Genomic DNA, 24,113 nt, shown 5'->3' with positions numbered 1-24,113 from the left:
ACCGTCTATGATCATGAAAAAATATTCGATTTTACTCATTGCCGCTGCGCTCAGTTTAAGCCAGACCGCCTGCCAAGAAGACTTTATTGACCTGAATCCGATTTCGTCGGCCAACCTCAACTCGTTTTACAAAAGCCAGAAGGATTTTGAAACCGCCATTGTGGGCGTTTACAATATTTTTCAGGGAGTTCACTCGACGATGTGGACCGAATACAACGAGTTTCGGGGGGATACGTACACCCACATCATGTATTCGTACGCCGAAATCAGTAACAACGCGTTTCAGTCGAACACGACCTCCACGATGTGGAATACGATGTACCAGATGATTACGTATTCGAACCTCATTCTGGACCGCATCGACGCCGTTTCGATGGATGAAGCCGTCAAGGCCCGCATCAAAGGCGAAGCGCAGTTTTTCCGGGCGTACGGGTATTTCGCCCTCGTCCGGATTTTCGGGGATGTGCCGCTGGTGCTGAAAGAGGTTTCCACCAGCGAAGCCCTGCAAATCGGACGGTCGCCGATCAAGGAGGTGTACGGACAAATCACGAAGGATCTGACGGCGGCTATCGGGGTGTTGCCCGCTACCCTCACGGCGGCTCAGAACGGCCGGGTTTCGAAACAGGCCGCCGAAGTGGAACTGGCCCGTGCCTACCTCACCATGAGCGGTATTCCGCTGAAAGAAAACCACTGGGCCGACGCCAAACCGCTGCTGGAAAGTGTCATCAAAAGCGGTCAGTATGCCTTTGCGCCGACGTATGCGGAAATTTTTTCGCTGGAAAATGAACGCGGCAAGGAGGTCATTCTGGGAGCGAAGTTTAAAATCGGCGGGATTGGCGAAAGTACGCAATACCAGCGGCAGTTCAACCCGGCTTACGGCGGCAATCCGGTGTTTGAAAAAGGCGTGTATGAATCCTACGAAGCGGGCGATATTCGCCGGGATTTCAACATTGCGAAGGAATTCACAACGCTGGAAGGAACCAAAATTGCCGCGCTGAACAACACCAAATTCGATTACGGCTACGACCGGGCTTCGACCGAATCGGGCATGGATTTCCCGGTGCAGCGGTATACGGACGTGCTGCTGCTGTATGCGGAAGTGTTGTCGGAGGTAGACGGCAAAGTAAACACCGAGTCGCTCGTGCTTTTGAATCAGGTGCGGAAACGGGCCGGTTTGAAAGACCTGACCAGCGCGCAGGTGCCGGATCTGGCCAGTTTTCGGGTGGCGATGCAGAAAGAACGGCGCAGTGAGCTGATGTTCGAATGCGTCCGCTGGTTCGATCTGGTCCGGACCGGAACTGCCGTCGAGGCCCTGAAAGCCATCGGCCTGAATGCGAACGACAACTGGCTGCTGTTTCCGCTGCCGCAGACGGAAATCGATAAAATGCAGGGTGTGTTGAAACAAAATCCGGGCTACTAATCCGTTTTCTATGAAGGGTAAACAGACGAAGGCAGGGTGGTTTTTAGCGGTTTTCGGAGTCCTGTTTTCGGGGCTGATCCAGGCGCAGGAGTTGGCCACGTTTGAAGGCCGTCGGCAGTGGCTGCTGAAAGGACTACACGATGCGCGACTGGTGGCGGATAGCAGCACGCGGGGCAAACACAACCTGCCCAAAGCCTGTGCCCGGCTCTGGAACAACCCGAAAGATACCGTAGCCATCAACTACATCACCAACATCCTGCACCATCCGCAGCAAACGATGTTCGATTTTCCGGGCGTTGCGCTGGCCCTGGGGCGGTTTCGGCAGTGTTTTACACCCGGGCAGGTTGCGGTGATTCAGAAAGATGCCGAACGGCTGGCCAAAGAAGACAAAAATGCCGGAGAAGGTTTTCTGGGCCACGGCACCGAAAACCACGCCACCATGATGTGGACCAGCGCCTACCTGTTCGGGCAGTATTTTCCGGATGCGAAGTGGGCCAACGGCATGACCAGCGCCCAGCTGATGGCCGAGATGAAGGAGCGGTTGCGCAAAACCTTTAAAAATGTCTACGCCAAAGGCTACACGGAATACCTCTCGACGACCTACGAGATTACGATGAACTTCCCGGTGGCGATTTTGTACGAGTTTGCGCAGGACCCGGAGGTGAAAGCCATTGCCGAAGCCTATCTGCTCTACAAATGGTCGTTGCAGGCCCTGAATAATTTTGAGGGCCGCACCCTGGCACCGTATGGCCGGATGAATACCCAGGAAGATTACCAGCCCAAAGACCCGTACGTAACCGGCACGCTTTACCAAAACTGGCTGTATTGGGGTTGGGGAGCGAATACAAAATCCGTTAAAATTCAGGATTTTACGAATTATTGGGAAACCAGTTACACCATTTACACCGCGCTTTCCAACGTCATTCCGGATGCGGTTTTCTTTCAGTTGGCCGAAGGCAGGGGCGTCCCGTACGCGCTGAAATCATCGGCTTCGACCTTCGGACCCTATGCCGGGGAGCGGGCCCGCCCGCACATGATGATGCGGAATGGATACCGGGCGCAGCAATACGCGATTGGCAGCGGGAATTTCCGGTGGGTGCCGGGGGGCGATTACGCCGACCACGACGCCAACGGGTTCAACATCGTCTGGAGCAGCCCCGACCGGTTCAATTACCTGAACTGCTTCCATCCCTACTGGTACAGCGACGGCGACCACAAAGACCGCACGCCCGACACCTGGCACAAAGGCACGATCTCGCCCTTTCAGCAGACGGCGCATTACCGGAATGCCGCCATCATGCTCTTTGACATTCCGCAGAAAGACCCCTGGCCGAACCAGCCGAGCCCGGAAAAATGGGCCTGGCGCGACGGGCACGCCACTAATTTGCTGAAATGGGGCGCGTTGCGGTATCCCAAATCAATCGACGAAAAAGTGGAAACCGGCGGCTGGATTTTTCTGCGGGAAGGAAAAACGTACGTCGGCATCAAACCGCTGAAACCGTATTCGATGCACACCAATCTGACCGAAAAAGGGCTGGAAGGATTCAACGTCGTCAAAAGCGAAGGTCCGCAAACCGGTTTTATCTTTGAACTCGGGACGGAGGCCGAATTCGGGAGTTTTAAAAAATTTGTGAGCCAACTGCCCCGCAACCCGGTTTCGGTGAACTGGAACACGATGGATCTGACGTACCAGACGACCCAGGGCGCCAAAATCCGGATGCAATACCAGCCGGGCTTGCCGGTAGATGCCGACGGCCTGGCGCGGTCGGTTCCGGCGGTCTGGATCAATGGCAAACCGGAAACGTCCTGCGAACAGTGGCCGATGATCGAAAGCCCCGCCATCCGAATGGACAACAGTCTGCTGGCCATTCAGACCGGCCCGTCAGCGATTCAGGTCGACTGGACCGGGGTCCTCCCGCAAATCAGGCGGGAGAAGAAAGGTGGCCTGGCCGAATCCCACGAACGGGGCGGTTTGCCGAATTTTTTCCGGAAAATCCAATCGGGACAGGACGTGCGGATTGCCTACATCGGCGGCAGTATCACCGAGGCTAAGGACGGCTGGCGGGATCTGACGTTCAACTGGTTTCGGGCCAATTACCCGCTCACACCGTTCCGGCAGATCGACGCGACCATCGGCGGCACCGGTTCGGACCTCGGCGTTTTCCGGATGGAGCAGGACGTGCTGAGCCACCGGCCCGATCTGGTGTTTGTCGAATTTGCCGTCAACGATTACGGGCGAACGGAGGGAGAAATCCGAAAAACCATCGAGGGAATTGTCCGGAAAACCTGGAAACAATACCCCTTGGCGGATATTTGCTTTGTGTATACCATCGCCGAAAACGTGGTGGAAACGATGCGCAAAGGCCAGTACCAGCATTCGGCTATTGCGATGGAACAGGTGGCCGATCATTACCGGATTCCGTCAATTCACATGGGCGTGGAAGTGATTCGGTTGCTGGAAACCGGGCAACTGATTTTTACCGGAAATCCGGGCGAACATCCTGACAAGGTGGTTTTTACGTCGGACAAAACCCACCCGCTTCCGCTATCCGGGCATCCGATTTACGCCCATTCGGTTATTCAGTTTATGAAAAAACTGGAGGACAATGCCGGGCAAAAACCGCACCCGCTGCCTGCGGCTCTGGAGAAGGGTAATTGGGAATCGGCCCAACTGATTCCGTTGTCGAAGCTGCGCCGAACTGGTTCGTGGGACGTTTTGCCCGAAACGAACGAGTTGCGGCAGAAATTCGGCCAATTCATGCCGGAATTATCCGCTGCAAACCCGCCGGATGCATCATTTACGGTGAAATTCCGGGGAAACACGTTTGGCGTTTACGACGTGATTGGCCCCAAAACCGGTATCGTCGAGGTGGTTGTGGACGGCAAACCGCCGGTGGAAGTCTACCGCTTCGATCAGTGGTGCAACAATTACCGGAAGAACACTTTTTTCCTGAAAGACCTGTCCGACGGCGAACACGAAGCGACGTTTCGGGTAAGCGGAAAACCGTTCGACAAAGCCGAAATCATGAAGAAAAAGAACATTACAATTACGAATCCGGACAATTACGCCGGAAACGGCTGGTTTGTCAACTCGGTGTTGCTCGTGGGCGAACTGGTGAAGTAATGCCGTGCAAGCGGCTGATTATTCCTAAACCCTGTTTTAAAAGTGAAGTACCTGACACGCAAGTCGAAGAGCTGGTTATGGGTCGGCCTGCTTCTGATTCCGTTTTCGGCCACTTTTGCGACCACTCCGCCGGTTCGTTTTGAAAACGGACAGGCGGTTTTTGTCCTGAAAGACCACCTGCGGCATCCATTTTACTGGTGGCCCCGAACGCTGCTGAATTACCCGGTTCAGTTCGATCAGCCGGTCGATCCAAAAGACTTTAGTCTGGTCGAAAAAGAATCCGGGAAAACCGTACCGTTCCAGTTTTCGGAGTTTCGGAAATCGCCGGACGGAAAAACGCTGGTCACCCTGAGTCTGTTCAGCGACCTGCCATCCGGCGGAACCCGAACCTTTGTGTTAACCCGCGGCAAACCGGTTCAATCAATCCCATTGAGCGAAACGAAGGAAGGTGAAACGATTCTGATTCGGACGGATAAACTCAGCGTTCGGATTCCGGCTTCGTTGCCCGCTTCCGGGCCGGTTCCGGGGCCGGTGATGCAGCTTTTTCAGTCGGGCAAGCCGGCGATGGGGCAATCGGCGCTGGCAACCGGAACCCGGAAAATCCAGAAGATCGAAACGGAAAAACTGGCGGTCGGGCCGCTTTTCGTAACGTACCGAATTACTTACCGCTTTGCCAACGGAGCCTCGTATCTGGCCACGGTGAAGTGCATTCAGGAGTCCGATTTTGTGGAAATCCGGGAAGAGATGAGCGGTTTCAAACCGGAGGACTCGGTCTATTGGCGGCTCGACTGGACGCAATTTCAGCCCACGCACCGGCAGGCTCCGAACCACCCCTTTGGCCGACCCGGTACCGTCACAACGGCCGGTTCCAGCCCGCAGCAGCAAACCTACGGTGCCAGCCCCGGTTTTGGGCGGTTCAATTGGGAAACCATCGACCAGACGAAACTGAATTACCACCACGGCATCATGCCCGACGGTGAAGCCGGAAAAATACCCTTCGAAGTCGGGATTTTTGAACCCTGGCCCGCCGAGCGGGTCGTAACGTCCACGCTGTTCTGGGACGAAAAAAACGGGCAATCGGTCGGCGTTTTCGCCAACGATCTGGCGAACTGGAACGACAGCGATTACAGCATCTGGCACTCATCCAAGATCCTGAACATCCGGTTTTTCTACCGCAAGAAGCTGCTTTCCTGGGCGTTTCCGATTTCGGAAGGCCGCCGGTCCGTCGCCCTGAGTTGTTATCCACATCAACAGGACATCGAGTACATGAACGAGCTGGAAACGAAAAATCAGCCCCAGCCACACCCGTTCGGATTTACCTACAAAGCTGAAATTTCGCAGCTTTCGCACAACGCGTTTCTGCAAAACCGCTACGGCACGATTCACCTCGACAAAGTCAAAAACTGGCAGCTGACGTATCCGGATTCATTGCCCACGGCCCCGGTTTTGTTCAAGGAAGGCAAACTCAAAACCAGGGCCGATTTTGTCCGGGATTTTCTGGGTAACTATTACGTTTCGGAACTGCCCTTCAGCGGAACCCGGCAGAACAGCGGTTACGGCCCGGTGCCCGCCCGGCAGTTTTTTGAGAAATGGATCGATGCCCTGAACCGGTTTTATCCGTCGCTGAACCCGGACGAAAAAGCCCGCGTGACGGCCATGTTCCTGTTTCATACCTACGTGGCCGCCGACGAGGAATACATGCCGATGCGCTACATGCTCAGCGGACACCCCAACTTTCTGGCCGACGTGAAGAGCATTCCGGCCATGACGGCCTACCAGTTTCCGAACCACCCGGAAGCCGTCCACTGGGCGGATTTGTTTGAAAAATACGTCGATCTGAACACGCGGTACCACACCCGCCCGACAGTCAATTCCTGGGACGCGCTGGGCGGTCGCTGGACGGAGAACCTGGGTACCTACGTCTGGGGCTTTTTCCGGTCCACCATCCGGTCGTCGTTTTTGCTGAACCAGTCGCAGCCGGGCAAAAACCGCCTGGCGGGGCCGCAGGTGGCCGCCATCGGTAACTGGATTCTGAACGCATTATCCGCTCCGTACAACGGCGAGTCGCTGGATTTTTACCGTAATCCCAATGGCAGTCTCGACTACCATTTCTGGGGCATCGTCACCAAAACCGAAGAGCCGCGCCGGATTCATCCTCCGCAGGGCGCCCATGCCGCCCGCCGGAAAGCGCCGAGCTCGCTCTGGATGCTGGGGAATCTTCTGAACAATTATGATCCGCTACTGGGCGAGCATTTGCGGTATGTGGCCAAACCGACCGACGACGATCAGGAAGCGTTTTACGCCAGCAACGAAGCCTTTCAGCAGGTGATGTACCCGAAAGGGCGGTATGACCGGGGCACCAAACCGGATTTCAAAAGTATCAAAATGACCGGTTACGGGACGATTCTGCGCGCGGGGGTCGATACGCCGGACGAGCTTTCCGTTCACCTGAGCCAGATCGACGAAGGGCCGAATTACCGTTGGGGTGTTCCGGCGCAGGGCGGCACGGGCGGTATTTATTTTTACGCCGGGGGCAAATCGTACAGCCACAACGGCCGCGAAGATGTCGGCGACCGCAAGGTGCAGGACACCGATCTAATGACCAACTTCGGCGTTTTCAAGGACGGTCATTTCAAATCGATCGGGATGAACGGGCTGCATCGTCCGCTCTACAACCTTGGCATCGGCCAGTTTACAGAAATCACGTCTTCGGAAAAAAGCGGGTATGCCTGGCCCGATTACCAGAGCCGGAGCGTCATGCTGGTTGACAAAGACTATTTTATTACCTACGACGACGTCTACAACAACAACATCGGCGGGCGGTTTTCGTGGTTCACGCATCCCGATGAAGACCTGCCGACTATTGAGATCGTAAAAGTCGGAACCGGACGCGACAAGGTAAACAAAACGCAGCTCACCGGTGCGGAATCGAAAGGTGTCTGGTACGATGGCCTGGGCGATTTTACGGTTTTCGTGTCGCACAAAAAAGGGTTTACCGTGGAGCCAACGGCGTACGGCGGTCGGATCAAAACGCCTGTCGGTCAGACGGATTACATTTTCAGGAGTGATCAAACGGTTGACGTTCAGGAAGATCAGCTGCGGTTTTCGGGAACGGCGGGTTTCATCCGCGTTCATCCCACCGGCGAGCAGGATCTGGTGCTGTTTCACGGACAACGCATTGGAAACGGCAAAATTCTGCTGAGTACGAGCGATACGGATGCGGGAATCAGTGCCTCGGTAAAAAACAAAGATTGGGTGGATGGAAAGTTTTTCAGCCCGCGCCCGGCCACCATTGCGGTTCAGTGGAACGGGCCTGCTTCGCCGGGCCTTACACTGTACATCGACGGAACGAAACAACAGGTCGAATGGAAATCGAGCGGTTTTTCGATTCCGTTTCCGGCGGGCGAACACAGCTGGCAACTGACGGCAGGTTTGCCCGTTCCGGTTCGTCCGCACATCCAATCGTCTGAGAATGACCGCGGGAAAGTAAATTTGTTTATTGCACCAGCGGCTGGAGCTACGAACTACCGAATGGAAATCAGTCGAGACAACGGCGAAACCTGGCGAGCTTTGGGCAAAACCGCCAAAACCGCCTTTACAGTTTTGAAACCGGACACTCTTTCCAAGGCTCACGTCCGCGTAACCGCCCTGAATCGCGAACACCAGAGCGAGCCTTCCCAGGCTTATCCGGTTTATTTTCTTACCCAAAAACCGCATTTTCCCGACGGCCTGAAAGCGGATTTGGCTACCGGAATCCTGAATTGGGGGCAGGTTCTGGGCTGTACGACGTACAAATTGTATCGAAAATTGGCCGGATCGAGCAAATTCCAGGTGATTTATACCGGCCCCAGCTCAACCTTTCATGATCCGGCGCTGGCTGGTAAACAAGTCTACGAATACGCGGTTTCGGCGGTCAACAAAAACGGCGAAAGTCGGCTGAGCGACGCAGTGACGACAAATCCGGAAAGCTGGCTGCACTGGAATCCGAAACCGGGCGAGCCGTTCCGGCGAACGAATACGCAGCATTCCACTACCGAAGAGGTTTACTACCCGAAATAAAGCCTGTTACGAGAAAAATACCATTATATCTCAGGCGGTTTTACACTTTTAGTTGTAAATGAAAGAGGTTATGAAAAGGCTGAAAACATGGCTGATGCTGGGATTGTGCTGCTTGGGAATTTTTCACCTTTTACGGGCTGCCGATACGCCCGCTCTGGTCATTAAATCTGAAAAAGTAGTTCGGCCCGATGTTCTTTTTGAACGGTTTACGAGCAACCGAAACGGGCTGCCCGATAATCGAATTCGCTCGATTTATCAGGACAGCAACGGTTTTTTATGGGTAGGTACCATGAACGGGTTGTGCAAATACGATGGGTATACCTTTAAAAAATATTATAAGTCAAAAAAAGCAAACAGCATTTCCGGGAATTGGGCGAATGCCATTTGCGAAGATGACGCGCATAACCTGTGGATTGGCACGCTGGAAGGACTTAACTATTTCGATACCAAACAGGAAAAATTCATCCCTTTTTCGTCACTTGTATCGGACCAATCGGTTGCTTTTTACCAGGAAATTCTCACGTTGTTAATCGATAAAACCGGTAAACTCTGGATTGGAACGAAAAAAGGGTTGGCAAGTTACGATCCCATTCGCAAGCAATTCAAAACGTTTCCCAACTATCCCTTCAATACGCACATTAGCCGGATTATTCAATCCGAAGGGGATGCTATCTGGATTGCCACCAATGATGGTGTTGTCCGGTATCATTATAAAACCGATCGGTATGAAAATTATAAACTGGATGTCAAACCCAATGCTTATGGTGAACGACTCTGGGCTTTACTGGAGCATAACCGGCATGTATACATTGCGACGGCTGCCAATGGATTATTGAAACTCAGTTATGATGCTGCTCAGCAGAGATACGGTGCTGTCAAGCCGGTGAATTTATTCAACCGGCAAACCGAGAACCTGAGCAATACCCAGATCTTTGACATCTGCCGCTCAAAAACCAACGATATCTGGCTGGCTACTGCGCGGGGGCTGGCAAAAATAGAACAGCCGGAAGGCGAGTTTCCTCAGCTCCTGTTTTACAAAAACAACCCGACGAACAGCCATAGTTTGAGCGAAAATATGGTTTTTAAAGTCTTTATCGATAAAACCGATGTGCTCTGGTGCGGCACCGAAATGGGGCTCAATAAACTGGATTTAAATACCCTGCCGTTCCATTATTATTCATTCACCAATTACCAGAACCAGGATCAAATCAGGAGCATTTATACACCGGATGGCAGGATGATTTATTTCGGAACGGCTAAATCCGGTTTTTATACGTACGATGCCCGTTCCAACCTCACCAAAAGTTATCAATACCAGCCCGAACATTCGCTGTTGAACGCAAATCGCTCCGTGTTTATCGATAACGGCATCGCCTGGATCGGAACGCTGGGCGGACTGATCCGGCTGACGGATAAACCCGAACTTGTTGAGGAATTAAGAGGAATGGCGGTTTTTGCTTTTTTAAAAGATTCGAAGGAAAACTTCTGGATCGGCACGAATAAAGGCTTGTTTTTAATTCAAAAAAATGGGTCAAAAAGCCGGTTTTTGCCCCAGAATAACCGGGTGGGCAGCATCCGCTCCCGATTCATCCGGTCGTTGTACGAGGATCATCAGGGCCGGATCTGGGTCGGTTTCGACGACAAAGGCATTACCTGTTTTGATCCCGCAATCGGTTTATTTACGGACTTGTTCGATACCAATACAACCACAAAATTTATCGGAAGCACGGTCCTTTCCATCACCGAATATCCCCGAAATACGCTCTGGGTCGGCTCGGAATCCGGCCTGAATAAACTGGTTTTGCAACGGAGCCGGAACGGACGGATTATCGGTGCGGTAAAAACGTACGTCGAAGAAGACGGATTGGCGGATAAATCCGTGAACGGAATCATTCGGGATGATGACGGTTTCTTGTGGCTGACAACGATTAAAGGTTTAGTGCGGTTCGACCCCCGGCGGGAGCAGTTTCATCATTTTTTAACCAGCCTCAATTTTAGCCCCAGCTGTTTTCATAAATTGCCTGATAACCAATTTGTGATTGGTGCTGCCGACGGTTTTGTCTGCTTCAATCCGAAAGCGATTTCCCGTGATAATTATCCGCCGGATGTGGTTTTAACGGACTTGAAATTGTTTAACAAAGACGTTACGATCAATACCGAATTCAATGCTGAAATTATTTTAAATCAATCGATTGCCAGTACGGAAGCCATAACCTTAGGCTATAAAAACAATGTTTTTACTTTTGGTTTTGCCGGTTTACATTATTCCGTGCCTGAGAATAACCGTTACGCCTATAAAATGGACGGATTTGATCAGGATTGGGTATATACCGGAGCCACAAACCGTTCGGCTACGTATACAAACCTGAATCCCGGAACGTACCTCTTCAAGGTTAAATCCGCCAATAGCTTTGGAAAATGGAACAACAGACCGCGAATTATCAAGGTAACAATTCTGCCTCCGCCCTGGAAAACCTGGTGGGCCATAACCGGTTATATCCTGGTTTTTAACCTGCTCTTATTCATCTTCATTCGCTACATTATTGTGCAGTCGAAGCAGAAACAGCAGATCCGGTTTCATCAGCTGGAGCGCGAACAACTGGAGACACTGAACAAAATGAAGCTGTCGTTCTTTACCGATATTTCCCACGAGTTTCGAACGCCTTTGTCACTGATTGTTGGTCCGGTCGAAGATTTATTAACCTATGGCCAGACTTCGCCTTCCGTTAAGCAGAAACTGCAACTGGTGTTTCGAAACTGTAAAAAAATGCTTTCGCTGGTCGATGAATTGATGACTTTCCAGAAACTGGATCAGGGAAAACTGAGACTGTCATTCGCGGAAATCAATACGGTGCCATTTATCGAAGAAATAACCGCCAATTTTAATGAGCTGGCCGATCATAAAAAGATCAATTTTCGGGTTTATTCTGAATCGGACAATTATCCGGTTGCGATCGATACGGGCAAAATGGAAATGGTTATGAATAATTTACTTTCCAATGCGTTCAAATTTACGCCGGTTGGCGGTAGCATTCGCGTTGTGATGGACACTGTTTCTGAATTGACCGGAGCGATGGTTCCGAATAAAAACGAGGACAATGGCTGGTTTCGGATTGCCATTAACGATAACGGAAAAGGTATGAATCAGCGGGAAATCGAGCATATTTTTGAGCGGTTTTTTCAAGCCGATCCCACCAGAACCGGGTCGGGCGTGGGCCTTTCGCTGTCGAAAAACATCGTGGAGTTACACGACGGAACCATTACCGTTGAAAGCGAACCGGATGTTTCAACCACCTTTACGATTTATTTGCCGCTGATGGATGGTTATCAACTGGCCGAAAAACCGGTAGATCAGTCGGGCAGTGAAAGCCAATTTGTGGTCGAAGAGCCGAAAAAGAGCGATCAGATGGTGACGGTTCCGTTGATGAACAAGCTACTGGACGAGGACGAAAACGAAAAGCCGACGCTGCTGCTGGTGGATGATAATTACGAAGTCCTGGAGTTTCTGGACTTGCTCTTCAGGGATGATTACCAGACGCTTAAAGCCGAAAATGGCGAGGAAGCGCTGGCCATTATCCGGAAACGGGAACCCGATCTGATCATCAGTGACGTGGTGATGCCCGTGATGGACGGCATTGAGCTGTGCCGGATCGTGAAAGGACAGGTGTCGACCCTGCACATTCCGGTTATTCTGCTGACGGCCCGATCAACGGTGGAGGATGCGATCAAGGGCATTGAGTGGGGCGCCGACGATTACGTGCCTAAGCCTTTCCGACCGGATTACCTCCGAATCCGGGTCGAAAAACTGATCGAAAAACAGCGGAAATTGCTGGAAAAACTGCGTTCAAACGCCATTCTGATGCCCGACGACCTGAGCCACAATCCGCTTGACGACGTGTTTCTGCAAAAAGTGATCGGCTGCATCAAACAGAACATGGGCAACGAAGAATTCAGTGTGGAAGAACTGGGGACGCAGGTCGGGATGAGCCGCAGCAACCTCTTCCGGCGGATCAAAGCCATTACGGGCCAGACGCCGGTGGAAATTGTCTGTTATGTCCGGCTGAAACATTCGATGGAACTACTGCTGGGCCGCAAATTGAACGTGTCCGAAATTGCGTACGAAGTCGGATTCAAAAGCTCTTCTTCGTTCAGCAAGTCGTTCAAGAAACAGTTTGGTAAATCGCCTTCGGATTACCTGAACGATATTTTGGCCAATAAACTGAATTAATCGAAACCGGTTTTATTTACAGCAGCAGATACAGCAGGTAGACCAGGATACCCGTCATGAGGGCGTAGGTAGCTCCCAGAATGGTCCAGTGTTTTACGCGTTTATTCGCCATTTTTTGTCTGGTAAATTCAATAGAAAATCAGTTTTCAATACGGTATAAAAATAGTGTAGCGCGTGTTTGGGCGTTATTCCCTACGTGTCAACGATGTGTCTATTTGTTGCAGAACCGGTTTTTACGTCAACCGCCTTCGCTAACCCCCCCTTCGCGCATAATTCTATACCAGCCAACCGGAATTCTGTAATGGCTATTCTTGTTCTATCGGTGATATTTGCCGTGTCAAATCACAGCAATAAACTCATGGAAAAGACCACTTTCAAAACCAATATCAAGTGCGCCAATTGCGTAGCCACCGTTACGCCTTACCTGAACAAAGCCGTCGGGGAAGCCAACTGGCAGGTCGATACGCTGACGCCGGATAAGCTGCTGACCGTTGAAGGTGCTTCGGTCGAACAGGTACAGGAAGCCCTCCGGGAAGCCGGTTACAAAGCCGAACCGGTATGAGTGCGCAACCCAACACCGCCGAACGACCCGCCCGGGCCGGAACCAAAACGGTTCGGAAAACTTACCCCGTTCTGGAAATGTCCTGCGCGGCCTGTGCGGTCAGTGTGGAGTCGATGCTGAAAACGACGCCGGGGGTTTCCGACGCGGGCGTCAACTACGCCAACCAGCAGGCCTGGGTCGAGTTCGATCCCAAAACCGTCTCGCAGCAGGAGTTGCAGACGGCCATTCGCTCCATCGGTTACGACCTGGTGATCGACGCGGAAGATCCACAGGCAGTTCAGGCAGAAGCGCAGCAGCGCCAGTACGAATCGCTGAAAAACCGCACGATCTGGGCGGCCGTTTTGTCGGTTCCGCTGGTCGTTATCGGCATGGTTTTCATGGCGATGCCGTATGCCAACGAAATCATGCTGGGGCTGTCGGCGCCGGTGGTTTTTGGGTTGGGCCGCACATTTTTCGTCAATGCCTGGAAACAGGCCCGGCACGGCAAAACCAGCATGGATACGCTGGTGGCTTTGTCGACCGGTATTGCATTTCTGTTCAGTGCGTTCAATACGCTCAATCCGGAATTCTGGCACCAGCGCGGCATTCACCCGCACGTGTATTTCGAAACCGCTGCGGTGATCGTTACCTTTATTTTGCTGGGAAAACTGCTCGAAGAACGGGCCAAATCCAATACCTCGTCGGCGATTAAAAAGCTGATGGGTTTGCAGTCCAAAACCGTTCGCGTGGTGGAAAATGATGCGGAAATCGAAATTCCGGTGGCGTCGGTGCGGGTGGGGCAGGTGATTGTGGTGCGGCCCGGTGAGAAAATCCCGGTCGACGGCGTCGTGGTGGCCGGTTCGTCGTTCGTGGACGAGAGCATGATTTCGGGCGAACCGGTAGCGGTGGAGAAAAAACCGGATCAGGCGGTTTTTGCCGGAACGATCAACCAGAAAGGCAGCTTCCGGTTTCGGGCCGAAAAGGTGGGCGCGGATACGGTGCTGGCGCAAATTATTCGCATGGTGCAGGACGCGCAGGGCAGTAAGGCGCCGGTGCAGAAACTGGTCGATCGGATCGCCGGAATTTTTGTGCCGGTCGTGATCGCGGTGGCGCTGCTGACGTTTGCCGCCTGGATGATTTTCGGACCCGCCGAAAACGCGTTTGCGCAGGCGCTGTTGACTTCGGTCACGGTGCTGGTGATTGCCTGCCCGTGTGCGCTCGGGCTGGCCACGCCCACGGCGATTATGGTGGGCGTGGGCAAAGGCGCGGACAACCAGATTCTCATCAAGGATGCCGAAAGCCTGGAACTGGGTTACAAAGTCAATGCCGTAGTATTGGACAAAACCGGTACGATTACCGCCGGAAAACCCGCCGTCACGAATCTGGAATGGCAAGTAGCCGAAACCGTTCACTTGTCCTCCCTTTTATACGCCCTGGAAAGCCAGTCGGAACACCCGCTGGCCGATGCCGTGGTGGAGCACCTGAACGGTTTAGTGGTAAAAGGCGCGAAGCTGGAAACGTTCGAAAGCCTGACCGGGCGCGGTGTTTCGGGCCGTTACGAAGGGACAACGTACGTAGTGGGAAACCGCCGTTTGCTCGATGAACACGGGATTTCAATCTCTAAATCGGTGGAACAGCATGTTCAACAATGGCAGGAGGATGCGCAAACGGTGGTGTATTTTGCCGACGAAAAAGCCGTACTGGCCGTCCTGTCGATTGCGGATGTGATCAAGGAAACGTCGAAAACCGCCATTCAAACGCTGAAAAACCGAGGCATCGAGGTGTATATGCTGACCGGCGACAACCGGCAAACCGCCGGAGCCGTTGCCAAAGCCGTGGGGCTGACCGATTTCCGCGCTGAGGTCATGCCGTCCGATAAAGCGGCTTTCGTGCAGGAATTGCAAAACCGGGGCAAGGTGGTGGCCATGGTGGGCGATGGCATCAACGACTCCCAGGCGCTGGCGCAGGCCGACGTGAGCCTGGCGATGGGGCAGGGTTCCGACATTGCGATGGACGTGGCCCGGATGACGCTCATTACCTCCGACCTGAATCGGGTTCCGAAAGCGCTGGAATTGTCGCGCAAAACCGTGCAGGTCATTCGCCAGAATCTCTTCTGGGCGTTCATTTACAACCTGATCGGCATTCCGATTGCCGCCGGGGTTCTCTTTCCGATCAACGGTTTTCTGCTCAATCCGATGATGGCCGGGGCCGCGATGGCGCTCAGCTCGGTGTCGGTGGTCAGCAATAGCCTGCGACTGCGGAATGCGCGGTTGTAAGAATAAAAAAGTCGAAATCAACCCCTGGTTTTAACCGTGGGATTACGAAACATTTTCGCGAAATTATACAACCGTTTTAACGGTTTTGGTGATCAACCGAAACCGTTAAAACGGTTAAACACGACCAAGGGGTACGTTCAGGGCCCCACGGTTAAAACCGGGGGCTATCAACTAGTTGTTTTAACCCCCCACTGTTCTACAATCTTTCCCTGGCTCAGTCGGTATACGTCGTAAAACGTAACCGGTTTTTGATCGAGCTGCCCGTCGGCCTGAACAACTACAAAATTGCCTTCGCTGATAATTCGGAGCACATTCTGAACGACAAAACCGTCGCCTTTCTGTTGCCAATACTGTCGTAAACCGTCCGGTCCGTTGGCGATTTCCGGAATGTGCTGAACGAGATCCGACGCCACATAATCACTCAGAAACTCGATTTTCCGGTTTATCAAAATCCGCTCGTAAAACTCCGCAACGGTTTTTTTATTCGCTTCCGTTGCCGGTAAATCTTCGATTTCGACGGCTCCGTCCAGCATGGGATGGCCGTTCAACGTCGTTTCAGGCTGTTTCTGCATGGCGTCCCAATGCTCAACCACCTGCCCGTTTCGCAACCGGAACAGATCAATCACCGCCATCAACTGGCCGGCCATTTCAAAACTCATGTTGGTCACCACCAAATCATCTTCCGCAATGAGCCGCATGAACGGTTTGGTCGTAGAGGCTGGTTTGGGTAGTTGTTTCATGGCCGCCAGGGCCTCCAGCAAGCCCGCTTTCCCCGGTTTGACCATTGGGCTGTGCTGAATGTAGTCGTCGGCAATGATCTGGTTGGCGAATTCGAGATCGCCGTTGGCGACGGTGCGCCGGTAAAAATCACGAATGATCTGCTTGTTTTCTGCTATGGTTTGCATGGTGATGCGCTTTTGGGAAACGGTTTGCGAGTACGCAACGGTCGTCATGGAAACCGCGACGCACAGCAAAACCGGGATGAAACCGTTTGTTTTCATCGATAAAAAAGAAAGGAATGGAATGAATGGTCAGGCAATAAGAGCCTAAGGCCCCACTGAAACGTGGAGCGCAACTGAAAACAACCTACCGGTTTTCGGCGGGCGTTTTCGGAGAAGGTCGGTATGTGATGATTCGAATAAGCAGTGCGGCAAAGGTAAACGCTAATTCAATCGATTCCAACCGGATCGTGCGAAGAGTGGCCGTCTTCAGAACTTACGGAGTTCCCTGGATAAGGGCAGCATCACTGCCGGAAGGGGGGCGACTGATGCGAAACGAACGCTCAAAAAAGCTCGCCGAAGCGACGGAAACGGTTTTTTGCGTCAGATCGCGGTCAAAGGGGCGGTTGAGGTTGTTCCCGGCCAGGTCTTCCAACCGTGCTTCGATCCGCAGGGTGTAACGCCCCGGTTTCCAGTTCTGCGCCGGTTTGAAGCGGGCGGTTTTTTCTTCGTCACCGATGTGCCACTTGCCCGTAATAGGTTTGCCATCATTCCCGATCACATGCAGCGTTTCGGTCAATAAACTGTAATCGAGCGGTTCGCCAAACGTTATGTCCAGCGGCTGGTTTCCGTCCGCTGCGGGCGGTTTGATCTGCCAGCGGTTGGGGTTGGGCGAAAGGCTATCGCGCGGAATGGTAACGAACGCCTTCGTGAACGCTTTTGCCAGTTTCGCACCCTGCTGATCGGGCCAAAGTGCCGATACAACGAGCTGATACTGAAGGGACTTTTGCAGGGGCGCACCGAGCCGTTTGTTGGGCTGCAAATCGCGTTTGATGCGGCCGGGATCAAGCCACAGCGTCAGCATCGTGCGGTCGGGGTTCCAGAGTTCGGGTTGCAGGTCGAGGAAAACACCGGGAACCGTGTCGGTGCGGTTTTTCAGTAAAGCCACGTATTTCGGCGATTGCCCTTCGCGCATGGGTCGCGAAAACCGCAGGTAGATTTTGAGTAAATTATCGGGCAAGGAATCCTGCGACGGATAGACCGCGAGCAGTTCGGGCGCGTCTTTCGGGTCGGCCAGCGGTATCTCAAAACCGTCGAGCCGTTGGTTTCTCAGCCAGACTTCGTACCGCAGACCGCGCGTAAACGGAATCAGCGGTTCAAAAATAACGGCGTTGTCCGCCAACTGGTACTCGCCCAGAATGGCGGGTTGCGCACCGGTTTTGGCCAGCCGAACGCTTAGCAATTGGCTTATTGAATCGAGCGAAAAAGAAGCGAGTCGATTTTGGGGAATGGCAATTCCGGTCGCACGGTTGTTGTTCCAGCGTACGGTAATTCCGGTTGTTTCGGCGGTTTTCTGGCAGGCGAAAAAACCGATAAACACAAAAAAGATCAGGCCCTGCATCATGCACAGCCTGATCCTGATTCGTTGATACGTCTTACAAATACCGGTCACTGGACGTCCACAGGTCAAGATTACCGTTCGATCGGCGTTGCAGCATCACCATTCGGGTGTCGTCGAGTTTGTCGAGTTGGATGACGTTGGTCACTGGCAACGAAACGAACTGGACGCCCGCCGTGGCAAAACTTTCTTCCACCGGCGTGGTCAGCGAGCCCTGATAACCTTCAATGTTTTTGTATTTCACTTTAAAAACCGGTCGGCTGGAATTGGCCATGACCAGAAACGAGTCGTCGCCTTTCTTCATCGTAACGATGTCGAGCGGGGAATTTCCGCTGCCCATTTCGGCCACCGTCCGGCCTTTCACGTGGTTGCCGGCTTTCAGCTCATCCATCGGGAACAGCACGAGGGGCGTGCAGGTATAACTGGCCACCAGGTACTTTTTGCCTTTGATTTCGGCCGTCGTGAAGGTTTTGATGGGCGACAGGGTTTCGTATTTGCCGTGGGCCGCGTGGTAAATCTCGAGCGATGCCTGATCCTGTTTGTCGGTAAACGGAAACGGAATGCTGCGGAACGTCGAGTTGAATTCCTGGCCCGACAAGCCGCTCACCAGCACTTTCCCATCGGCAAATCCCATGTCGGAAATGGCGGACACCCGGATCGATTCGCCCCGGCGGTCTTTGGCATCGGCCGACGGCAGGTTGTTCAGCGCGAGGCTCGAAAATTCGACGTTTTTGGTCGAAACCGGCTGAATTTTATCTCCTTCCACCCGGAGTAAAACCGGGGTGCCGTCGCTGTGCTGAACGGCGATGTAGGTTTTTTTAGAAACCGGATTGACGGCAATGTCCTGAATGGTAATGTTTTGCACTTCGGTACCCAGCAGGGCGGCAATCTTCTGATCGACGTTCTTGATTTCAACCGGAGCGGCCTGGCCGGTCACCGCGGCATCTTTGGTGTCGATGGCGAAGATGGAACCGCCTTTGGCATCCCCCACGAACAGAATTCCGTTCGGGCTAAACGTCAGCGCATTAATCGACTTGATTTCGGGCGTTCCAACCGTCAACCCATACGGTTTTTTCGTCCGCGTGGTGGTGGCCAGCAAAACGATTCCGGCAAAACCGACCGCCAGCAGAAAATACATTTTTTTCATGTCACGAAAAGGTTAGTGATTCGAACGATAGTGTCAATAGCACTCTGGTAGTAAGGGAGTTGTAAGTTACATAAAGTTTCGATACGATAAGTATGTCGGATCGGTTGCGTGGGAGTTGTGATCGGAACGCGGATTGAACGGATTTTCACGGATACAATCAGTTTTGATCCGTGAAAATCCGTTCAATCCGCGTTCCGGTCTAACGATGCGCCAGCCGATCGGCATCCACCGCCGTCAGCAACGAAGTCAGGCCGTTCTGTTCCGTAATTTTCCGGTGCGTTTCGGGATAGCGGATAAAAGCCGTCTGGTCGCGGAACATGAGCCGGAGCAGTTCACCGTAGAGGTGCATTTTGTTGTGATCGAAACCGTACCGTATCTGGACCTGCTGGGTGGCCTCAAACTCCTTGTTGCGGCCGCGAACCGCCCGGTCTTTGCCGCCGTAATTGCCCGTAATATCCAGCATCGATCCCGGAAACAGATCCATCAGCGCCCGTGTCCCGGCTTCGTCGACCAGCCCCCGGATCTCCGCCCGCGTCGGCACCCATTCGTGCAGGGTCACATCGCCCCGTTCGAACAAAAGCCGCATTTCCTGCCGATCCATCCGGCCTACCTGCGTAAAACCGTGGTAAAAGTTCACGAGCCGGTTTCCGTAGCGCACCGTTGCCTGCACCTGATCTTCGAGTTCGGTTCCGTCGCGGAGGCAGACCTGCGCGGCTTCCACCTGGCCTTCGCCCAGCCAGCCTGCAAACAGATCGAAGAAATGAACGCCGTGTTCAATGAAAATACCGCCACTCAGCTCGCGGTTCCAGAACCAGTGCTGGGGCGACAACCCTTCGTCGCCCGCGTAATTCTCGAAATAACCGTGCAGAAATTCGCCCAGTATTTTCTTGTCGATCAGCGTTTTAATACGATCAAACATCGGATTGTAACGCTGCATCAGGTTGGTCACCATCAGCAAACCCTTGCTTTCAGCAAATGCCACCATCTCGCGGCCCTGTTCAGCATTCATGGCCAGCGGTTTTTCACAAATCACGTGTTTTCCGGCTCGGAGGGCCTGCATCGACTGTTCGTAATGCAGAAAAGGCGGGGTGGCGATGTACACGATGTCGAGGTCTGGCTGGGCCAGCAACTCGTCGATGGTACTGAAGTTGGTGGCTCCAAACCGGTTGGCGGCCCGGACTGCTTCCTCGCGCTGGGAACCGGCGATGCCAATGAGCTTGACGTGAGGAGTTTGGAGGAAATGCTGAGTGGCAAAAAGGCCAAAACCGCCGAAACCAATGACGCCTAAACCGAGTTCTTTCAATTCACTCATACCGTTTCTAATTGGGGAAAATACAGGTTGTACCTAACTAACTACATTCGGGCGCAACTGTTGAAAGGATTTCGGAATGAAAAGCAGATAATGGGTTTTTCGTCAATTTTATCCAACCACCCGTGCCTTTCGGAATCGAATTTTGGCGGTTCATCATTTTTTTATCCTATATGATGAGGGGAAAGCCGACCTTTGCTGTCATTCAACAACTACAGTGAACCTACCTTTGTTTCTCAATACTGCAGCCAATCTATGAAACAGTTCTTACACTCTTTTTTTCTGATGATGCTGGCGTGTTCGGCCGTTCTGGCGCAGCCAGCGCCCGATGCGGTTTCGGCCAGCCGACGAACGAATGCCCAGGCGACGGTAAGTGGTTACATCAAGGATGCCGCCAACGGGGAAGGATTGATCGGCGTTTCGGTGTTCGTGAAAGAAACCGGCTCGGGTATCACCACCAATTCCTACGGCTATTATTCGCTGACCTTACCGCTCGGCACGTACAACTTGGTGTATACCTACGTCGGGTTTACCAAACAAAACCGCACGGTCGATCTGACCAGCCAGAACGTTCGGCTGGATATCGAACTGAAAGAAGAAGGCCGTGATTTGCAGGAAGTTACGGTTTCGACCAAGCGCGAAGACGATAATGTTAAAAACATCGAAATGAGCGTGAACCGGGTCGAAATGAAAACGATCCAGAAAATTCCGGCGCTGCTGGGCGAGGTCGACGTCATTCGGAGCATTCAACTGCTGCCGGGCGTTTCGACGGTCGGTGAGGGCGCAACGGGTTTCAACGTGCGGGGCGGTAACGTCGATCAGAATCTCGTGTTACTCGACGAAGCACCGGTTTACAACTCTTCCCACCTTTTCGGTTTTTTCTCGGTTTTCAATCCCGATGCGGTGAAAGACGTGAAGCTGGTGAAAGGCGGGATTCCGGCGGTGTACGGCGGGCGGATTTCGTCCATTCTCGACGTTCGGATGAAGGAAGGAAATTCCAAGAAAACCACAGTTTCGGGTGGAATTGGCCTTATTTTCAGTCGCTTAACCGTTGAGCAGCCGCTGTTCAAAAACAAGGAAGGAGAAGCACGGGGATCGTTTATTATTGCCGGTCGCCGGTCGTATGCCGACGTGCTGGCCAAACCGTTTCTGTCCGGCGACCTGAAAGGCTCCCGGTTTTATTTCTACGACCTGACGGCCAAAGCCAATTACCGCATCAACGCCAAAAACACCATTTATGCCTCGGGTTACCTCGGTCGCGACGTGTTCGGGGCCGATTTCGGGTTTAACTGGGGAAACACCACCACCAGTTTGCGCTGGAATCACGTGTTCAGCGACAAGCTGTTTCTGAACACCACGGCTTTCTACAGCAATTATGACTACCTGTTGGACAGCGACTTAAAACGCAAAGATCCCAAAGACTTTTTCAACTGGAAATCGGGCATTGTCAATTATAGCCTCAAGCCGGATTTTACGCTGTTCCTGAAAAACAACACACTGACGTTCGGTGGTCAGGCCATTGTCTACGATTTTCAGCCGGGAATTGCCAATGCCGCCAGCGGGGGTGAGGTGCGGACGTTCGGTCTGGAAAATAAATATGCGCTGGAAAGTGCATTGTACATCGGTAACGAACAACTGGTTTCCAAAAAACTGCAGCTGCAATACGGCCTGCGGTATTCGCTCTATAACTACATCGGCCCCGGCGAAGCGTACGAATTTCAGACTGGTGTTCCGGCCGGTCAGCGCCGGTTTCCGGTTTTAACTACGAAATACGACCGTGGTGAACCCATCAAAACGTACGGTAACTGGGAGCCCCGGTTTTCGGCCAAATATGAGCTGAATGACGTTAGTTCGCTGAAAGTGAGTTACAACCGGCTGGCGCAGTACATTCACCTCGTTTCGAACACCACGGCTTCGACCCCGCTGGACGTCTGGACGCCATCGACCAACAACATCAAACCGCAGATTGCCGACCAGATCGCCGGGGGGTATTTCCGGAATTTGGGCAAAACCGGTACGGAATACGAAGTGTCGGTTGAACTGTATTACAAATGGCTGCAAAATCAGGTCGATTACATCGATGGCGCGGATTTGCTGCTGAACAAATACCTCGAAGGCGACCTGCTGAACGGCAAAGGCCGGGCTTACGGAGCCGAATTTTTCGTGAAAAAGAACAAGGGCGATCTGACGGGCTGGGTGAGTTACACATTGGCCAAAACCGAACGGTTTGTGGACGGTATCAACAATAACCGCTGGTTTCCAACGCGTTTCGACAAACGGCATACCGTCAACGTTGTCGCGCTGTATGACCTCAACAAACGCTGGAGTTTCTCGGCCACGTTTGCGTTTGCGACCGGCACGCCCGGCACATTCCCGACCAACGGCTATATTTTCCAGGGCTATCTGGTGCCGCACAACGCTGAAAATTCGCGCAACAACTACCGGATTCCGCCGTACCACCGCTTAGACCTGGCTGCCACCTTGCAAAACCGCAAGAAAAAACCGACGCAGAAATGGGAGAGCAACTGGGTGTTCTCGGTCTATAATTCGTACGGTCGCAAGAATCCGTTCTCGGTTTTTTTCCGGCAGGCCGAAGACAAACGGACGGTGACGATGAACGGCGAGCAGGTTCAGATTCCGGTGGCCGAAGCCGTGCGATATTCCGTTTTTGCCACGCTGATTCCCTCCGCGACGTATAATTTCAAATTCTAAGCGCCATGAAAAACAATCATATATTCGGTTTTTCGGTCATTCACCTCATCCTGCTGGGCCTGCTCGTGCTGGGTCTGACGTCCTGCGAAGATCCGATCGACATCGATCTGCAAACCGGCCCGACACAACTCGCCGTCGATGGCTGGATCACCGATCAGCCCGGTCCGCAAACCATCAAACTGACGAAAACCACCGGTTATTTCGACGCGTCTCAACCGCCACCGGCTTTGGGGGCGACGGTTATTGTGGCTGATGAAGACAGCGTCATTCGCGAATTTATCGACGTAAAGAAGAATGGCAACTATGTCTGGACGCCCAAAAACGGTGAAGTTTTCGGGAAAATCGGGAAGAAATACCTGCTGGGCATTCGTTACGAAGGACAGGAATACATTTCGATTTCTCAAATGAACCCGGTTCCGGCCATCGATTCGCTGGTTTTTCGGGAAGAAAAACCCAATCCGTTTGAGAGCCGGACCGGTTTTCGGGCGGAGTTTTACGCGACGGATCTGCCGAAACAGACGGATTATTACTGGATTCGGTCGTACCAGAACGGCAAACGGCTCGATGGCACCCAGAACATCGTCGTTTCCTACGACGGTTCGTTCAACGGTTCGGCCAACACCGATGGTTTGCTGTTTATCCAGCCCATCCGGACATCGATCAACCCCGACAGTCTCTATAACATGAACGATTCGGTCAAAGTAGAAGTATTGTCCATCACACCGGAGGCATTCTACTTTTTCCTGCAGCTGAGCACCCAGATCAACAACGGCGGTTTGTTCGCGTCCCCACCTGCCAACGTTCCGACCAACGTCATCAACCGGGACGCCAAAGGCCCGAAAGCCGTCGGTTTCTTCGGCGTTTCGGCGGTGAGCAGCAAAACCGTTAAAGTGGAAAAAGCGAATATCCGGGCGAAGGAGGATTAGCCTGCGGTTTTTGCAAAAACCGCAGGCACCGGTT

General features: G+C 52.9%; 12 protein-coding genes. 8 read left to right on the top strand and 4 right to left on the bottom strand.

Annotated elements, in window-relative coordinates:
- The first annotated feature begins 13 nt into the window (after positions 1-13).
- The 6 genes from EHT25_RS30385 to EHT25_RS30360 all read left to right on the top strand — a co-directional run bounded on the left by EHT25_RS30385 (position 14) and on the right by EHT25_RS30360 (position 15,648).
- Positions 14-1,420, top strand: a complete 1,407-nt coding sequence (locus tag EHT25_RS30385) for a RagB/SusD family nutrient uptake outer membrane protein (RefSeq protein ID WP_185731544.1) — start codon at positions 14-16, stop codon at positions 1,418-1,420.
- 10 nt (positions 1,421-1,430) lie between these two features.
- On the top strand, positions 1,431-4,544 hold the full coding sequence (locus tag EHT25_RS30380; RefSeq protein ID WP_124879217.1) for an SGNH/GDSL hydrolase family protein: 3,114 nt from the start codon (positions 1,431-1,433) through the stop codon (positions 4,542-4,544).
- 42 nt (positions 4,545-4,586) lie between these two features.
- The gene (locus EHT25_RS30375; protein WP_124879216.1) at positions 4,587-8,603 is read left to right on the top strand and encodes a fibronectin type III domain-containing protein; all 4,017 of its coding nucleotides are present in this window, start codon (positions 4,587-4,589) and stop codon (positions 8,601-8,603) included.
- 70 nt (positions 8,604-8,673) lie between these two features.
- Positions 8,674-12,831: a two-component regulator propeller domain-containing protein gene (locus EHT25_RS30370; RefSeq protein WP_185731543.1), complete on the top strand. Its 4,158-nt coding sequence runs from the start codon at positions 8,674-8,676 to the stop codon at positions 12,829-12,831.
- A gap of 358 nt (positions 12,832-13,189) precedes the next feature.
- Positions 13,190-13,393: a heavy-metal-associated domain-containing protein gene (locus tag EHT25_RS30365; RefSeq protein WP_124879214.1), complete on the top strand. Its 204-nt coding sequence runs from the start codon at positions 13,190-13,192 to the stop codon at positions 13,391-13,393.
- Positions 13,390-15,648 carry a heavy metal translocating P-type ATPase gene (locus EHT25_RS30360; protein WP_124879213.1) on the top strand — a complete coding sequence of 753 codons (2,259 nt, stop codon included), beginning with the start codon at positions 13,390-13,392 and terminating at the stop codon, positions 15,646-15,648. Before EHT25_RS30365 ends, EHT25_RS30360 begins: the two co-directional genes overlap by 4 nt.
- Before the next feature lie 167 nt (positions 15,649-15,815).
- Here the strand turns inward: EHT25_RS30360 and EHT25_RS30355 are convergent, their stop codons facing one another.
- The 4 genes from EHT25_RS30355 to EHT25_RS30340 form a co-directional block, all read right to left on the bottom strand.
- Positions 15,816-16,649 (bottom strand): nuclear transport factor 2 family protein, encoded by an 834-nt coding sequence (locus EHT25_RS30355; RefSeq protein ID WP_229311854.1) that lies wholly within the window; start codon positions 16,647-16,649, stop codon positions 15,816-15,818.
- Between the two features lie 214 nt (positions 16,650-16,863).
- Positions 16,864-17,991, bottom strand: a complete 1,128-nt coding sequence (locus EHT25_RS30350) for an Ig-like domain-containing domain (RefSeq protein ID WP_124879212.1) — start codon at positions 17,989-17,991, stop codon at positions 16,864-16,866.
- Positions 17,992-18,022: 31 nt separating this feature from the next.
- Positions 18,023-19,132, bottom strand: coding sequence for a hypothetical protein (locus EHT25_RS30345; protein ID WP_124879211.1), 1,110 nt, complete (start codon positions 19,130-19,132; stop codon positions 18,023-18,025).
- A 199-nt stretch (positions 19,133-19,331) separates the two neighbouring features.
- Positions 19,332-20,444, bottom strand: coding sequence for a Gfo/Idh/MocA family protein (locus tag EHT25_RS30340; RefSeq protein WP_124879210.1), 1,113 nt, complete (start codon positions 20,442-20,444; stop codon positions 19,332-19,334).
- Between the two features lie 252 nt (positions 20,445-20,696).
- Between EHT25_RS30340 and EHT25_RS30335 the strand changes: the two genes are divergently transcribed.
- Positions 20,697-23,153 (top strand): TonB-dependent receptor, encoded by a 2,457-nt coding sequence (locus EHT25_RS30335; protein WP_124879209.1) that lies wholly within the window; start codon positions 20,697-20,699, stop codon positions 23,151-23,153.
- A 5-nt stretch (positions 23,154-23,158) separates the two neighbouring features.
- Positions 23,159-24,079 (top strand): DUF4249 domain-containing protein, encoded by a 921-nt coding sequence (locus EHT25_RS30330; protein ID WP_229311853.1) that lies wholly within the window; start codon positions 23,159-23,161, stop codon positions 24,077-24,079.
- Positions 24,080-24,113: the final 34 nt, after the last annotated feature.

The sequence above is a fragment of the Larkinella rosea genome (genome assembly GCF_003858635.1).
Classification (GTDB): Bacteria; Bacteroidota; Bacteroidia; order Cytophagales; family Spirosomataceae; genus Larkinella; species Larkinella rosea.
Note: the sequence above shows the minus strand (reverse complement) of the source record. Positions and strands in the feature narration are given on the sequence as shown.